Source organism: Brenneria izbisi, from assembly GCF_025840185.1.
Taxonomy (GTDB): domain Bacteria; phylum Pseudomonadota; class Gammaproteobacteria; order Enterobacterales; family Enterobacteriaceae; genus Brenneria; species Brenneria izbisi.
Window position 1 is genome coordinate 95,787 of record NZ_JAMPJU010000007.1, and the last position, 14,667, is coordinate 110,453.

Consider the following 14,667-nt stretch of genomic DNA (forward strand, 5'->3'; position numbering starts at 1 on the left):
TTTGAATTTTTATTCGTAATTTTTGTATTTTTATTCTTTGTGAGGTAAAAGGCAAGGGGTAAGACAAGCCCTTTCTTCGCCTCATTCAAGGCGCCAACAGGATTTTTGCATGACAGCGCAGGGGAGATTGGTTAAAGTTTTTGATAATTTTCATATTCCTGCTTTCAGCTTTTGGCAAGAGCACAGTAATCAGACCGGGGTTGCATGTCTTATTTGAATCACAATCTGACTCGGCGACGCCTGTTACAAAGCGCAGCGGCAACCTGGCTGTTAAGCGTCAGTGGCGTTGGGCTGGCTGCGACAGCGCAGATGATTGCCGTGCGTGTCTGGCCTTCCTCTTCTTATACTCGCGTCACGCTGGAATCAAATCTTGCGCTGAAATACAAGCAATTTACGCTCAGTGACCCGAACCGCATTGTGGTGGATATTGAAAATATTCATCTTAATAGCGTGTTGAAAAACATTCCCAGTCAGTTTCAACAAAATGATCCGTTAATCAAAGCGGCGCGTATTGGTCAGTTTGATAAAGATACGGTGCGCCTGGTGTTGGAACTGAAACAAAGCGCCAGCCCCAAGCTGTTTACATTAGCGCCGGTGGCGGAATTCAAACATCGTCTGGTGGTGGATCTCTACCCGGATGTCGGCAAGTATGACAACGAAGCAGATCCGCTGCTGGCGTTGCTGGAAGACTACAACAAGGGTGACCTTGAGCGTACCTTGCCGGCGGAAGCGCCGCAGCAAGGTAAGGCGGGACGCGATCGTCCGTTGGTGATTATGCTCGATCCCGGCCACGGCGGTGAAGATCCCGGTGCGATTGGTAAAAACAAGACGCGTGAGAAGGATATCGTTCTGCAAATCGCTCGCCGTCTTCGCACATTGATCGATCGCGAATCCAATATGAAAGCCTATATGACCCGCAATGAAGATGTGTTTATTCCTTTGCGCGTGCGGGTGGCGAAAGCGCGTAAACAGCGGGCCGATCTGTTTATCTCCATTCATGCGGACGCGTTTACCAATCGCGCGGCCAGAGGTTCATCGGTTTTCGCGCTTTCCAAGAAAGGCGCAACCAGCACCGCCGCCAGTTTTTTGGCGCAAACCCAGAATGAATCGGATTTGATCGGTGGGGTCAGCATGAGCGGCGATCGCTACCTCGACCATACTATGTTTGATCTGGTGCAGACGGTCACCATTAGCGACAGCCTGAAATTCGGCAAAGAAATCCTGACCCGGTTGGGCAAGGTGAACCGTTTGCATAAAAACCGTGTCGATCAGGCGGGTTTTGCCGTATTGAAAGCGCCCGATATTCCTTCCGTTCTGGTGGAAACCGCCTTTATCAGCAACCTTGAAGAAGAGCGCAAGCTGCGCACCAGTCATTTTCAGCAGCAGATCGCGGAATCCATTCTTGCCGGAATCAAAGCCTATTTCGCCAGTCGGTCGGGGCTATAAGCGTGGGCGCGTAGCAAGCGCAAGAGAGGGCGCGGGTTTTGAGGAATGAGATAGTGGGGAGAGATACGCCAGAAAGCAAAAAACACCCAGTAGGGTGTTTAATAGCTTGATAATCAATTGGTTGCGGGGGCCGGATTTGAACCGACGACCTTCGGGTTATGAGCCCGACGAGCTACCGGGCTGCTCCACCCCGCGTCCGTCTTGATATCTGGTTTTTTCTGATGGTTAGCACACATCAGTAATTGGTTGCGGGGGCCGGATTTGAACCGACGACCTTCGGGTTATGAGCCCGACGAGCTACCAGGCTGCTCCACCCCGCGTCCGTGGATGCGCACTATACTCCCCACGCGCTTCTATGCAACCTATTTCTGCAAAAAGTACGGGATCGCCGGTGCGGATGCTGAATTTACCGCCTGATAGTCTATTTTTTAAACGCGGTGTGACGGGTTTTATGGCGAGAAAGCCGTGCACGGCGTATAGCGGGCGCACCATTAAAAATCGCGGGCGCGATTTTTAGGCCGGCGCATTCCTTTATCTATAGCCGTTTGTTATCGTTCGGCAGTGGATCTACATGATGTCAAAAGAGAGCGCAACGAAGATGAAAGGAAGTTGGGGAAAATACGTGCTGACCGGCCTGGTGATTGCGATTCTGGCAGGTTGTCAGTCCAGACCGACCGATCGCGGACAGCAATATAAAGACGGGCGTCTCAATCAGCCTCTGGAACTGGTGAATGAACCTAACGCCAAGGGAAAACCGGTCAATGCGCGCGATTTTATCACCCAGGTTGCGGAAATCAGAAACGCTTCCCCAAACCTCTATGCCCGCAATACCAACACCTTTCAGGCGATTGAAAACTGGATGATGTCTGGCGCCGATACACGCGAGTTGAGCAAATTCGGTTTAAGCGCCTGGCAAATGGAAGGCGTGGATAACTTCGGCAACGTTCAGTTCACGGGTTATTATACGCCGGTGCTGCAAGCGCGTTATACCCGTCAGGGAGAATTCCGCTATCCGCTGTATGCCATGCCGTCACGCGGCAAGAATAATCGTCGCCTGCCGGATCGCGCCGCGATTTATGCTGGCGCATTGGACGAGCGTCTGGTGCTGGCCTGGAGCAATTCGCTGGTGGATAACTTCATGATGGAAGTGCAAGGCAGCGCCTACATCGATTTCGGGGATGGACGCCCGCTCACGTTCTTTGGTTATGCCGGTAAAAATGGTCATGCCTATCGCAGCATAGGCAAGGTGTTGATCGATCGTGGCGAAGTGGCGCGTGAGGATATGTCCATGCAGGCTATCCGCAAGTGGGCGGCGGAACATAGCGAATATGAAGTTCGTGAACTGCTGGAACAAAATCCATCTTTTGTGTTCTTCAAACCCATGATGTCCTCGCCCGTTAAAGGCGCCAGCGCGGTGCCGCTGGTGGCGAAAGCCTCTGTCGCCTCCGACCGTTCGCTGATCCCGCCGGGAACCAGCATACTGGCGGAAGTGCCGTTGCTGGATAATCAAGGCAAGTTTACCGGTCAGTATGAAATGCGGCTGATGATTGCGCTGGATGTCGGCGGGGCGATTAAAGGCCAGCACTTCGATATCTATCAAGGGATTGGTCAAGATGCCGGACATACGGCTGGTTACTATAATCACTATGGTCGGGTATGGGTGCTGAAAAATAATCAGAACGACGGGACGCTCTTCAATTCAGGTTCATTACTGGTCAATAATCCGCAAAATTAATTTTACCTTCCTGATATCCCAGCTAACGCTGGGATAAATGTTATCTCCGATTTATTATTTATTCTGCTAACTATTTACCCTGAGATTGTCATGTCGATTAAACGTTATCCACATCTTGCGCATTGGGGCGCGTTTACCGCTGTAGTTGAGAATGGGAAATTGATTCGCTGTGAACCCTTTGCCGATGATCCTTCTCCTTCCGCCATGCTCGATTCGATTGTGCCGCTGGTCTATTCCGAACGACGGATCCGGCGTCCCGCGGTGCGCCGTTCGTGGCTGCATAAGCGTGAGAACAGCGATCGCACGCTACGGGGCAAGGAAGATTTTGTTGAGGTCGACTGGGATGTTGCGCTGGATTTAATTGCCGTGGAGAATCGCCGCGTGCGCGATCAATACGGCGCCGACGGGCTGTTTGCCGGCTCTTATGGTTGGTCTTCCGCCGGACGTTTCCATCATGCCCGTTCGCAGGTGCGGCGCTTTTACTTTTCCGGCGGCGGCGCGGTCGATCAAGCCGGCAACTACAGTTGGGGCGCCGCGCAGTTTTTCCTGCCGTATGTCATTGGTACGTTTCATCCCCTGACCGGCAAAGTGACGGAATGGCGCAGCGTCGCCGAGCACGGTGAGATTTTCCTCGCTTTTGGTGGTCTGGCGCTGAAAAACGCGCAGGTCGCCTCCGGCGGCGCCGGACATCACACGCTCCGACCGGCGCTGGAGAAGCTGGTGGAGAAAGGCATTCCGGTGATAAACGTCAGCCCGATGCGCGATGATTGTCCGGCATTTGTTAACGCCGAATGGATACCCATTCGCCCGAATACCGATGTGGCGTTGATGTTGGCGCTGGGATACGAAATTCAGCAACTGGGCGCGGACGATAAAGCATTTCTACAACGCTACTGCGTGGGCTACGAGCAACTGACGGATTACCTGCAAGGACGCGGCGACGGTATTGCCAAAACCGCGGACTGGGCCAGCGCCATCACCGGCATTCCGGCGGCGCGTATTCAGCGTCTGGCGCGACAGCTTATCGGCGTGCGTAGTTTTATTACCTGTTCCTATTCCGTGCAGCGCGCGCACCGCGGCGAGCAGCCTTACTGGATGATGATTGCGCTCTCTTCCATGCTGGGACAGGTTGGCTTACCAGGCGGCGGTTTTTCGTTCGGACATGGCTCCATGAACAGTGTGGGCAACGAGCGTATTTCCACGCCCGCGCCTGCATCGCCCGCCAGCCTGAATGCGGGGCGGGCGATCCCGGTCGCGCGTATCGCCGACATGCTATTGAAGCCGGGCGAGCCCTATACTTTTCAGGGGGAAACGCACACCTATCCTGATATTCACCTGATTCACTGGGCCGGGGGCAATCCTTTCCATCACCATCAGCAGTTGAATCGATTGGTGGAAGGCTGGCGCAGGCCGGATACGGTCATCGTTCAGGATATCGTCTGGACGCCAGCGGCGCAGATGGCGGATATCGTTTTGCCGGTAACCACTTCGCTGGAACGTAATGATATCGGCGGTTCGTCGCGCGATCGGTTCATTTTTGCCATGCATCAGGCAATTGCGCCGCAGCATCAGGCCCGTCATGACGTTGATATCTTTAGTGAACTGGCCGAGCGACTGGGCTATCGGGAGGTGTTCACGCAGAACCGCGACGAGCGGCAATGGCTGGAAACACTTTATGATGATTGCCGGGCCAGACAGAAAGAGGCGGGGCAATCCTGGCCGTCATTTGATGCGTTCTGGCGGCAAGGGTATGTCGAGATCCCGATGGATGAGAAGCCGTTTGTGTTCTTTGAAGATTTCCGGCGCGATCCGCAGCAGCATGCGCTGCAAACGGCAAGCGGTAAGATCGAGTTGTTCAGTTCGACTATCGCCGGGTATCACTATCCCGATTTCGCGCCGCATCCTGAGTGGCGTCCGCCAGTGGAATGGCTGGGCGCGCCGGCGAGCAAAACATGGCCGCTGCACTTTATTTCTATCCAGCCCGCCGATCGACTGCATAGCCAACTGGCGACGACGCCGCAGGTTGCGGCCAACAAAACCGCAGGCAAGGAAACGCTGTATATGCATCCACAGGATGCGGCGGCGCGCGCGATCACCGACCGTTCCCTGGTGGAGGTCAGGAACGATCGCGGACGTATTTTGGCTGGCGTGCAGATTACCGACGGCGTAACGCCGGGTGTGGTGATTATGTCCACCGGCGCCTGGTTTGAACCGGGGTTTGGTCGTCAGCAATGGCATCCGGTGGAGCAATCCGGGAATGCGAACGTACTGACATTGGATATCGGCACTTCTCCACTGACTCAGGGACCCAATGCCATGAGTTGCCTGGTGGATGTCGTGCGGGTTTAGCGCTATCCTGTGGCGCTTTTATTTTCCTTGAGTGAAGGTTGGTTGTCATGAGTACGCAATTATCCGCAGCCTATTTACAACGTTTCGGCGGCACCGCGCGGTTGTATGGTCAGCAGGCGCTGGCGCTGTTTTCCCAGGCGCATGTCTGTGTGATCGGCATCGGCGGCGTCGGCTCATGGGCGGCGGAAGCCCTGGCGCGCACCGGTATCGGCGCGATCACGCTGATCGATATGGATGACGTGTGCGTCAGCAACACCAACCGACAGATCCATGCGCTGCGCCAGCATACCGGGCAGTCAAAAACGGAAGTGATGGCGCAACGCATTCTGGCGATTAACCCGGAATGTCAGGTTACCTGCGTGGATGATTTCATCAGTGCCGAAAATGTGGCGGAATTACTCGACCGCAATTTCAGCTATGTCATTGACGCGATTGATAGCGTGCGTCCCAAAGCCGCGCTGCTGTCATACTGCCGTCGCTATAAAATCCCGGTGATCACTACCGGCGGCGCGGGCGGGCAAATTGATCCGACGCGCATTGAAGTGGCGGATCTGGCGAAAACCATTCAGGACCCGTTGGCCGCCAAGCTGCGTGAGCGTTTAAAGCACGACTTCAACGTGGTGAAAAACAGCAAAGGAAAATTGGGGATTGATTGCGTGTTTTCCAGCGAACCGTTGGTTTACCCGCAGCCTGATGGTTCGGTGTGTGCGTCCCGCAACACCGCCGAAGGCGTGATGCGTATGGACTGCGCTTCAGGTTTTGGCGCCGCGACGATGGTAACCGCCACGTTTGGTTTTGTGGCGGTTTCTCATGTGCTGAAAAAGATGATGGCGAAGATGGCGCGGGGAACCGCGTCTCGCTAATTGTGTGACGCATTATTCGACGGGTTGTTACTCTCCCGCGGCGACCGACCCGGCAATGCTCCTGATCCTGGCCGACAGAGCGGCCAGACCGCTTGAACGCGAGGCGCTGAGTTGAGCGCGTAGCCCCAACTGTTCAAACAGCGCCAGCGGATCTTCCTGTAATAAAACATCAGCCGTTTTTCCTTCAGCGGCGGTAAGCAACACGGCCAGTAAACCGCGAACAATACGTCCGTCGCTGTCGCCGTAAAAGTGCAACGTGCCGTCTGCCTGACGCTGATAGCCCAACCAGACACGGTTTTCGCACCCTGACAGTGAAATAGCATCGTCTTTCAGCGCTTGCGGCAAAGGGGGCAAGGCTTTCGCCAGTAAAATCAACTGCCGGTAGCGCTCTTCCCATGACCGGCAGGCGGCGAAACGCGCCTGCAAATCTGTTGCGCGGATTTGGCGTCCGAAAGGGTGAGCGGTGTTTGTCGTATCAGTCATGACAGTGATGTCCGTTAATCTGCAAGAAGTTTAAGCGCATTGCCCATCGCCGTGACGAGCGAGGCAACATCCTGCTCGTTATTATATGGCGCGAATGAGGCGCGTAGCGTGCCGTTGATGCCCAATGCCGCCATCAACGGTTGCGCGCAATGATGGCCTGCTCGCAGCGCGATGCCGCTTTCCGCCAGCAACGTTACCAGATCGCTATGATGGACGCCCGCGAACTCGAAGGACAACAGACTGGCGTCAGCACAGCGGAAACTACGAAAGCCTGGGAACCGCGCTAACCGTGCTTCTGCAAGTCCCGCCAGATCCTGGCTGTGTTGCTCCGCGCCCGGCCAGTCCAGTTTTGACAACCACTCTATGGCCGCAGACAAACCAAGTACCCCGGCGATATGCGGCGTACCGGCTTCAAATCGATAAGGGATCGCCTGCGGCGTAAATCCGTCAAAAGAGACATGGCTCATCATCTTGCCGCCGCCGTGCCAGGGGGCCATCTGCTCCAGCAGTGCGGTTTTCCCATATAGCACGCCCAACCCGGTCGGCGCATACAGCTTATGTGCGGAAAACGCATAAAAATCAATATCCAGCGCCTGAACGTCAGGCGGGCAGTGCGCCATGCCTTGTGCGCCATCGACCATAACCACCGCGCCGTATTGATGGGCAAGCTGAATGGCTTTTGCCAGATCGGGCTGACCGCCCGTGACATTGGACATCTGGCCCAATGCCAGCAGCCGGGTTTTCGGCGTCAGTAAATCGGCAAGCTGAGTGATATCCGGTAACCAATCCGCGCCGATGGGCAGTTTTATTACACGTGCGCCGGTCTGTTGCGCCACCATCAACCAGGGAATCAAATTGGCATGGTGTTCCGTTTCGCTGACAATGATTTCGTCACCCGGTTGCAGACGCGGGCGGGCATAGCTTTGGGCAACCAGATTGATCGCTTCCGTGGCGCCTTTCGTCCAGACGATGGCGCGAGGATCTTGCGCATGCAGAAGAGTCGCCACCTGCTCCCGCGTATACTCAAAACGTTGCGTCAGCGCCCGCGCAGCCTGATGCTGACTGCGGTGAACCGTCGCGTTTTCCGTGCTGTAAAACTGCTGTACGGTATCAATGACAGTCTGTGGTTTCAGGGTAGTAGCCGCGCTGTCCAGATAGACGGCGGCATCCCTGAGCGCGGGGAATTGCTGGCGGAACATTGTGGCGTTAAACAGTGTCATGATCGTCCTCTTTTGGGGAGCCAGATCCTGTCCCATTTTGCCGGGGGAAACAAGTTTAAGACTATGCTTAATACGACTTTATGGAAAAGTGGTGAAAGCTTGCTAAGCTTTAAAATGTTAAGTTTCAGTATTTCCTGATGTATAGGGTCAACAAAAAGACATTTTAATTCACATGGAGTTAACGATGAAGAATAAAATCTCTATTTTCGCCGCTGTTGTATTGGCCTTTTCTCTGGCAGGCTGTTCCAGTAATTACGTCATGCATACCAATGACGGACGCACTATCGTCGCTGATGGTAAGCCTAAAGTGGATAATGAAACCGGTATGATCAGTTATACCGATGCTTATGGTCAGAATCAGCAAATCAGCCGTGATAATGTGCGGGAGATGGTTGAAGCGAAGTAATTGTGATCGTCGCCATCATAATATGCGCAAATAAAATTCAGGTATAAAAAAAGCACCGCGATCGCGGTGCTACATATAAAAATCACTATGGACAGACAGGGTAATTGTACAATAAGTGAAATAAGGTAGACTCGCTACCGCGTCTGAAAAGGCAGACATTAAATAGCAAACACAACATCACAACCACAAGCCAAAAGCACCTCAGGTCACCCCTCCGCACTTTTCGTTCCGGCTCAGGAAGTTGCGTTAATATAGGTATTTGCTGGTACATCCTCAACGGACAAATTATAATGCCTCGGATTATAAAAACTAATAGTTAAATACACGGATTAACCGTGCTATTTACCGGTAAATAAAAGAATTTCACCCATGTCAAAACGTCTGCCTCCCCTTAATGCTTTGCGTGTATTTGATGCCGCCGCCCGTCACCTCAGTTTCACCAAAGCGGCGGAGGAGTTGTTCGTTACCCAGGCCGCGGTCAGTCATCAGATCAAGTCGCTTGAGGATTTTCTGGGGCTTAAGTTGTTTCGCCGCCGCAACCGTTCGCTGCTGCTGACGGAAGAAGGTCAAAGTTATTATCTTGATATTAAGGAAATCTTCTCATCGCTTAATGAAGCCACGCGAAAATTGCAATCGCGCAGCGCCAAAGGCGCGCTGACGGTCAGCCTGCTTCCCAGTTTTGCCATTCACTGGCTGGTTCCCCGGTTGTCGAGTTTTAATTCCGACTATCCGGGGATTGATGTGCGGATCCAGGCGGTTGATCGGGATGAAGACCGGCTATCGGATGATGTGGACGTCGCCATTTTTTATGGCCGTGGCAACTGGCCGGGGTTGCGAGTAGAAAAATTGTATGCCGAATATCTGTTGCCGGTCTGTTCGCCGGTGTTGTTGACGGGCAATCATCCGTTGAAAACCCCGAACGATTTGGCTGCGCACACCTTACTGCATGATGCGTCGCGCCGCGACTGGCTGGCTTATACACGTCAGCTTGGCGTGCAGATTAATGTCCAGCAGGGGCCGATTTTCAGTCATAGTGCGATGGTGCTCCAGGCGGCCATCCACGGTCAGGGCGTAGCGCTGGCCAATAATGTCATGGCGCAGACCGAAATTGAGGCCGGGCGGCTGGTCTGTCCGTTCAACGATGTTTTGGTCAGTAAAAATGCTTTTTATCTGGTATGTCATGACAGTCAGGCAGAACTGGGTAAAATAGCCGCCTTCCGGCACTGGATCCTGGCTCGTGCAGCCAGCGAGCAGGAAAAATTTCGTTTCCGCTATGATAACACTACACGTTGAGGCGAAGGTTATTGCGCCTCAGATATTCACAGATGATTTTATTGGATAACAACGATGAATAGTCGTTTCATGCTGGTGTTTTCCGCCGTCAGCGGTTTTGTTTTTGTTGCGCTGGGGGCATTTGGCAGCCATGTGTTAAGCAAAACCCTGGGACCGACCGAACTCGCCTGGTTGCAAACCGGGTTGCAATATCAGGCATTTCATACGCTGGCTATTCTGGCATTGTCTGTCGCCATGTATCAGCGCACTAATCTCTGGTTTTACTGGAGTAGCGTCTTTCTGGCTCTGGGAACTGTGTTGTTCAGCGGCAGTTTATACTGTCTGGCGCTTTCGCATCTGAAGCTTTGGGTTTATGTCACGCCGATTGGCGGATTCTGTTTTCTGGTTGGCTGGTTATTAATGTTGGTTGGCGCATTGCGCCTGAAGAGAAAGGCTGAACGCCATGAATAAAGTTATTTTGTACTGTCGTCCGGGATTTGAAAAAGAGTGTGCGGCGGAAATAACGGAAAAAGCAACGCACTATAATGCTTATGGTTTTGCCAGAGTAAAAGAAAACAGCGGCTATGTGATCTTTGAATGCTATCAGCATGAGGATGCTGAGCGACTGATAAAAGAATTGCCGTTTCATGAACTGATTTTCGCGCGTCAGATGTTCGTTAGCGGTGAGTTGCTGCGCGACCTGCCGCCGGAAGATCGTATTACGCCGATTGTCGGCATGCTGACAGGGGCGATTGAGGGCGCGGGCGAATTGCGCGTCGAAGTCCCGGACACCAATGAAAGCAAGGAACTGATGAAGTTCTGCCGCAAGTTTACCGTGCCGTTGCGTGCGGCGCTGCGCGAGAACAAGATCCTGTTAGGGTATGAGAAAGCTGATCGGCCTGTGTTGCATGTGCTGTTTATCGCGCCCGGTTGCTGTTATGTCGGCTACTCTTACAGCTTTAACCATTCACCGTTCTATATGGGGATTCCACGTCTGAAGTTTCCGTCAGATGCGCCCAGCCGCTCGACGTTGAAACTGGAAGAAGCTTTCCATGTTTTCATCCCGGCGGATGAGTGGGATGAGCGGCTTGCCAGCGGAATGTATGCGGTTGATTTGGGCGCATGTCCCGGTGGCTGGACTTATCAACTGGTGAAACGCGCCATGATGGTACACGCCGTGGATAATGGCCCGATGGCGCCCAGTTTGATGGACACCGGACAAGTTATGCATCATCAGGCCGACGGCTTTCGTTTTGAACCGCCGCGTAGCAACGTTTACTGGTTGGTGTGCGACATGGTGGAAAAACCGGCCAAGGTCACCAGTCTGGTTGCCGACTGGCTGGTAAAAGGCTGGTGCCGCGAGGCGATATTCAACCTGAAATTGCCGATGAAAAAGCGTTATGAGGAAGTATCGCAGAATCTGGCTTTGCTTAACGAACGGCTGGTCCAGAGCGGCATCAATGCACAGGTGCGCGCCAAACAGTTATACCACGATCGTGAAGAAGTAACGGTGCATGCGCGGCGCTTCTGGGCCGCGGTGCCGGGACGCCGCGACGAGCGCTAGAATATGTTTTCAGGGGCGATCTGTCAGCGGCAACCGTAACTGTTGCAGATTGCCATTCAGCGCCAGATCGGTGCTGAGAGTTGAGACTCGACGGCTGATAAACGCCATCTCTCGTTGTTGTTCAAGCTTATTTCGCCATTTCTCCGATACGCTCGCCAGATCCTGATACAACGTTTCCAGACTACCCGCCTGTTGCAATAACTGTACGGCGCTTTTGGGGCCGATACCGCTGACGCCTGGGATCTTGCTGCTGCTGATGCCCGCCAGTCCCCAATAATCGGTAAGCTGTTGCGGCAATACGCCAAACGCCTGCTCAACGAAAGGCAAATCCAACCAGCGTTTCTGAAAGTAATCACGGATCTGGATGGTTGGCGCCAGTAGCTGACAATAGCCTTTATCCGTTGATACGATTGTCGCCTGATGCCCGGAAGCCGCCACCTTGGTTGCCAATGTCGCGGCCAGATCGTCGGCTTCATTGCCCGGCGAGTGCCAACTTGCGACACCCATTTCGGCAAACGCGGCTTTGATCTGCGGCAGTTCCTGTTTGAGATCCTCCGGCATTGGGGGACGTCCGGCTTTGTAGTCAGGTAAAATCTGATGTCGCCAACTGGTCTCGCGCTCTTCGTCGTCAAAGACCGCAACGGCGTGGGTCGGCTGGCTGTGTTGCAATAATTGCTGCAATGCATGTTGGCTGGCCGGTACGCACGGAGAACCTTGTACCGCATGAATGCGGCGGATCAAATTAAGCGCATCGACAATCAGCAGATGGACAGGCATAGCGAACTTCCTGATGGCGGTTGTAGGGGGGAAGGCAGCCTTCCCCATTGGTAATGATGAATCGGATTGCGCGTTTTAAAAGCCCACCTGATTGCTCTACGCCGCTAGAGGCGCAGTTGCCTTAAGCGCAAATCTCGTAGCAAGGAATGTATGCGCTGCCGGGAAGCTTCATGCGTTGTTGCGCGACAAATCCCTGTAACAGTTTGTCCATGCTCTTCATGAGCGCGGTATCGCCGTGGATCTTATAAGGCCCTTGATCCTCTATTGCCTTGATCCCTACTTCCTTGACGTTCCCCGCCACGATGCCTGAAAACGCCCGGCGCAACGCTGCTGCCAGTTCTTCCGCCGGCTGATCGAGATGCAGATTCAGGTTAGCCATGTTTTCATGTGTGGGCTCAAAAGGCATCTGCAAATCGGGTGCAATCCGCAGTGACCAGTTAAAGCTATAGGCATCGCCCGTGTGTCTGCGGCTTTCTTTGACCAGCGGCATCGATTTCTTCATTTGGTGCGCCACTTCCGCGGCGTCATTAATGATGATGGAGTAGTAGCGTCGGGCCTGACGTCCCAACGTGCCGACAATAAATTCGTCCAGTACGCGGAAATAATCGGCGCTTTCTTGCGGGCCAGTCAGGATAATCGGCAGCACTTGCTCGCTGTTTTCCGGGTTCATCATAATGCCCAACAGATAAAGGAACTCTTCCGCGGTTCCCACCCCGCCGGGGAAAATGATGATGCCGTGACCGATACGTACAAACGCTTCCAGGCGTTTTTCAATATCCGGCATGATAATCAGTTCATTCACCAGCGGATTCGGCGGCTCGGCCGCAATAATGGAGGGCTCCGTCATTCCGATAAACCGGCCATCTTTGTAGCGTTGCTGCGCGTGTCCGACAGCGGCGCCTTTCATCGGCGCTTCCATTGCGCCGGGGCCGCAACCAGTGCAGATATTCAGTTCACGCAGACCAAGCTGGCTGCCGACTTTACGGGCATACAGATATTCGGTTTCGTTGATGGAATGACCGCCCCAGCACACCACCATATTCGGCTCTTCGCCGACATGCAGGGAACGGGCATTACGTAAAATGGAAAATACCAGATTAGTGATGTGCGCTGAGTTTTCCAGATTCAGATTCTGATAGCGGCCCGCGGTGGTAATCTCTCCGTTAACAAACAGAATATCGCGTAGCACGGCAAACAGATTGGCCTGTAATGAACGAATGAGGTAGCCGTCCACAAAGGCTTCTTCCGGCGGGTTGATCAACTCCAGTTTCACGCCGCGTTCGCGCCGCAGCACGTTGATGTCAAAGTTTTCAAAGCGCGAAAGCAGTTCCTTACTGTTGTCTGTCTGGCTGCCTGAGTTTAAGACGGCGAGGGAACAATTACGGAACAAACGGTAGAGATCGCTGCTGGCTGTGCTTTTCAGCATGTCCACTTCCAACTGCGATAACAAATCCATAGACCCTAATGGGCTGATATGTGTAATCAATTTTACTCCTTGAACGCAGTGTAATCCGCCATTTCGTCGATGGCTTAAATGAGCCGGGACAAATACTCTGGCTTTCCCGTGACTTCACCTTAACGTGCTGCCATCATTTTTTCCAATCATGGCGGTGGGGAAAAACATCATATTGCGTAACGTTTCGCAATTATTGACGCGGCAACCGCCCATTCGAGACGATAAACGCACCGTTGCTGCGCCACGGATTGATATCCAACCCGCCCCGACGCGTGTAACGGGCATAGACGCTGAGTGTTTCCGGTTGGTAATAACGCATCAGGTCGTTAAAAATACGCTCCACGCATTGCTCATGAAATTCATTATGATGGCGGAACGACACGATGTAGCGCAGCAGCGCTTCCCGGTTAATGCGCTTTCCTCGATAGCGGATCTGCACCGAGCCCCAATCGGGTTGATGGGTAATAAGACAGTTGGATTTCAACAAGTGGCTGACCAGCGTCTCTTCGACGATCTGACTCGCTTGCGCCGACGGACGCTCACCCTGTGAATCAGCGGCCAGATAATCCGCGTTAAACGCGTAGCTATCGATGTGGATATCCTGATCGTCGATACATTCCCCTGCAAATCCGGCGATTGGCTGACCTTCCAGTTCGCTGAGCTTAAACAGTGCGACGCTGACCCGGCCTTGCGCGCATTGACCGAGATCGTTTATCAAGGTCGTGCGAACCGCCTCCCAATTGGCAAAGTGGGTCTGGTTAAAACTGTTGAGATAAAGTTTAAAGCTTTTAGACTCAATCAGATTCAGGCTATTCGCATCCAGATGCATTTCACCAACGGCCACTTGAGGCACGCCGTTGGGGTTGAGCCAGGAAAGTTCGTAGAGTGTCCAGATATCGGCGCCATGGAATGGCAAACTATCCGGGAAAATACCGAGTGGCTCGCGGTTGAGGCTGCGCGGCACCGGTTGCAACAGTCCCGCATCGTAACGATCGTGATAAGGTGTGGGTTTACCCAGCGTCAGTGCGCTCAGGGCCTGATGCTTGTCATAGATGGACATGCCGTTACCTGATGTAAAAAGATATCATGGTGAGTA

General features: G+C 53.5%; 13 protein-coding genes and 2 tRNA genes. 8 read left to right on the top strand and 7 right to left on the bottom strand.

Translation table 11 applies throughout. The features are described 5' to 3' along the window. Positions 1 to 204: 204 nt before the first annotated feature. Positions 205 to 1,446: an N-acetylmuramoyl-L-alanine amidase AmiC gene (gene amiC / locus NC856_RS10905; protein ID WP_264090462.1), complete on the top strand. Its 1,242-nt coding sequence runs from the start codon at positions 205 to 207 to the stop codon at positions 1,444 to 1,446. Between the two features lie 118 nt (positions 1,447 to 1,564). On the opposite strand, the gene NC856_RS10910 is transcribed toward amiC, so the two are convergent. Continuing rightward, positions 1,565 to 1,641 (bottom strand) — tRNA-Met (locus NC856_RS10910). A gap of 48 nt (positions 1,642 to 1,689) precedes the next feature. Further along, a tRNA-Met gene (locus NC856_RS10915) sits at positions 1,690 to 1,766 on the bottom strand. A gap of 278 nt (positions 1,767 to 2,044) precedes the next feature. On the opposite strand from NC856_RS10915, the gene mltA reads away from it, so the two are divergent. The 3 genes from mltA (at position 2,045) to tcdA (ending at position 6,393) form a co-directional block, all read left to right on the top strand. Continuing rightward, positions 2,045 to 3,181: a murein transglycosylase A gene (mltA, locus tag NC856_RS10920; RefSeq protein WP_264090463.1), complete on the top strand. Its 1,137-nt coding sequence runs from the start codon at positions 2,045 to 2,047 to the stop codon at positions 3,179 to 3,181. Positions 3,182 to 3,271: 90 nt separating this feature from the next. Beyond that, positions 3,272 to 5,530 carry a molybdopterin-dependent oxidoreductase gene (locus NC856_RS10925; RefSeq protein ID WP_264090464.1) on the top strand — a complete coding sequence of 753 codons (2,259 nt, stop codon included), beginning with the start codon at positions 3,272 to 3,274 and terminating at the stop codon, positions 5,528 to 5,530. A gap of 47 nt (positions 5,531 to 5,577) precedes the next feature. Beyond that, positions 5,578 to 6,393 carry a tRNA cyclic N6-threonylcarbamoyladenosine(37) synthase TcdA gene (gene tcdA, locus NC856_RS10930; RefSeq protein ID WP_264090465.1) on the top strand — a complete coding sequence of 272 codons (816 nt, stop codon included), beginning with the start codon at positions 5,578 to 5,580 and terminating at the stop codon, positions 6,391 to 6,393. Positions 6,394 to 6,420: 27 nt separating this feature from the next. Here the strand turns inward: tcdA and csdE are convergent, their stop codons facing one another. Together csdE and csdA are read right to left on the bottom strand one after the other, a co-directional pair. Beyond that, positions 6,421 to 6,876: a cysteine desulfurase sulfur acceptor subunit CsdE gene (gene csdE, locus NC856_RS10935; protein WP_264090466.1), complete on the bottom strand. Its 456-nt coding sequence runs from the start codon at positions 6,874 to 6,876 to the stop codon at positions 6,421 to 6,423. Between the two features lie 14 nt (positions 6,877 to 6,890). Then, positions 6,891 to 8,096, bottom strand: coding sequence for a cysteine desulfurase CsdA (gene csdA / locus NC856_RS10940; protein WP_264090467.1), 1,206 nt, complete (start codon positions 8,094 to 8,096; stop codon positions 6,891 to 6,893). A gap of 184 nt (positions 8,097 to 8,280) precedes the next feature. On the opposite strand from csdA, the gene NC856_RS10945 reads away from it, so the two are divergent. From NC856_RS10945 to rlmM, 4 genes are all read left to right on the top strand, one after another. Next, entirely contained in the window at positions 8,281 to 8,502 is a 222-nt protein-coding gene (locus NC856_RS10945) for a YgdI/YgdR family lipoprotein (protein ID WP_113865557.1), read from the top strand. Positions 8,503 to 8,871: 369 nt separating this feature from the next. Continuing rightward, positions 8,872 to 9,795, top strand: coding sequence for a transcriptional regulator GcvA (locus tag NC856_RS10950; protein ID WP_264090468.1), 924 nt, complete (start codon positions 8,872 to 8,874; stop codon positions 9,793 to 9,795). Positions 9,796 to 9,849: 54 nt separating this feature from the next. After that, the gene (locus NC856_RS10955; protein WP_264090469.1) at positions 9,850 to 10,245 is read left to right on the top strand and encodes a DUF423 domain-containing protein; all 396 of its coding nucleotides are present in this window, start codon (positions 9,850 to 9,852) and stop codon (positions 10,243 to 10,245) included. After that, positions 10,238 to 11,338: a 23S rRNA (cytidine(2498)-2'-O)-methyltransferase RlmM gene (gene rlmM, locus NC856_RS10960; protein WP_264090470.1), complete on the top strand. Its 1,101-nt coding sequence runs from the start codon at positions 10,238 to 10,240 to the stop codon at positions 11,336 to 11,338. The genes NC856_RS10955 and rlmM overlap by 8 nt, the downstream gene beginning before the upstream one ends. 9 nt (positions 11,339 to 11,347) lie before the next feature. Here the strand turns inward: rlmM and xni are convergent, their stop codons facing one another. From xni to queF, 3 genes are all read right to left on the bottom strand, one after another. Further along, a complete protein-coding gene (gene xni / locus NC856_RS10965) occupies positions 11,348 to 12,115 on the bottom strand; it encodes a flap endonuclease Xni (protein WP_264090471.1) in 768 nt (255 codons plus the stop codon). 121 nt (positions 12,116 to 12,236) lie between these two features. Next, positions 12,237 to 13,601 (bottom strand): nucleotide 5'-monophosphate nucleosidase PpnN, encoded by a 1,365-nt coding sequence (ppnN, locus tag NC856_RS10970; protein WP_264090472.1) that lies wholly within the window; start codon positions 13,599 to 13,601, stop codon positions 12,237 to 12,239. Positions 13,602 to 13,761: 160 nt separating this feature from the next. After that, positions 13,762 to 14,631: an NADPH-dependent 7-cyano-7-deazaguanine reductase QueF gene (queF, locus tag NC856_RS10975; RefSeq protein WP_264090473.1), complete on the bottom strand. Its 870-nt coding sequence runs from the start codon at positions 14,629 to 14,631 to the stop codon at positions 13,762 to 13,764. Positions 14,632 to 14,667: the final 36 nt, after the last annotated feature.

What these genes read in the sequence shown, in the direction of transcription:
- NC856_RS10925 (WP_264090464.1), top strand. Translation starts at nt 3,272, where the DNA reads ATGTCGATTAAACGTTATCCACATCTTGCGCATTGGGGCGCGTTTACC.
- amiC (WP_264090462.1), top strand. Translation starts at nt 205, where the DNA reads ATGTCTTATTTGAATCACAATCTGACTCGGCGACGCCTGTTACAAAGC.
- csdA (WP_264090467.1), bottom strand. Translation starts at nt 8,096, where the DNA reads ATGACACTGTTTAACGCCACAATGTTCCGCCAGCAATTCCCCGCGCTC.
- rlmM (WP_264090470.1), top strand. Translation starts at nt 10,238, where the DNA reads ATGAATAAAGTTATTTTGTACTGTCGTCCGGGATTTGAAAAAGAGTGT.
- NC856_RS10955 (WP_264090469.1), top strand. Translation starts at nt 9,850, where the DNA reads ATGAATAGTCGTTTCATGCTGGTGTTTTCCGCCGTCAGCGGTTTTGTT.
- mltA (WP_264090463.1), top strand. Translation starts at nt 2,045, where the DNA reads ATGAAAGGAAGTTGGGGAAAATACGTGCTGACCGGCCTGGTGATTGCG.
- queF (WP_264090473.1), bottom strand. Translation starts at nt 14,631, where the DNA reads ATGTCCATCTATGACAAGCATCAGGCCCTGAGCGCACTGACGCTGGGT.
- csdE (WP_264090466.1), bottom strand. Translation starts at nt 6,876, where the DNA reads ATGACTGATACGACAAACACCGCTCACCCTTTCGGACGCCAAATCCGC.
- xni (WP_264090471.1), bottom strand. Translation starts at nt 12,115, where the DNA reads ATGCCTGTCCATCTGCTGATTGTCGATGCGCTTAATTTGATCCGCCGC.
- tcdA (WP_264090465.1), top strand. Translation starts at nt 5,578, where the DNA reads ATGAGTACGCAATTATCCGCAGCCTATTTACAACGTTTCGGCGGCACC.
- NC856_RS10945 (WP_113865557.1), top strand. Translation starts at nt 8,281, where the DNA reads ATGAAGAATAAAATCTCTATTTTCGCCGCTGTTGTATTGGCCTTTTCT.
- NC856_RS10950 (WP_264090468.1), top strand. Translation starts at nt 8,872, where the DNA reads ATGTCAAAACGTCTGCCTCCCCTTAATGCTTTGCGTGTATTTGATGCC.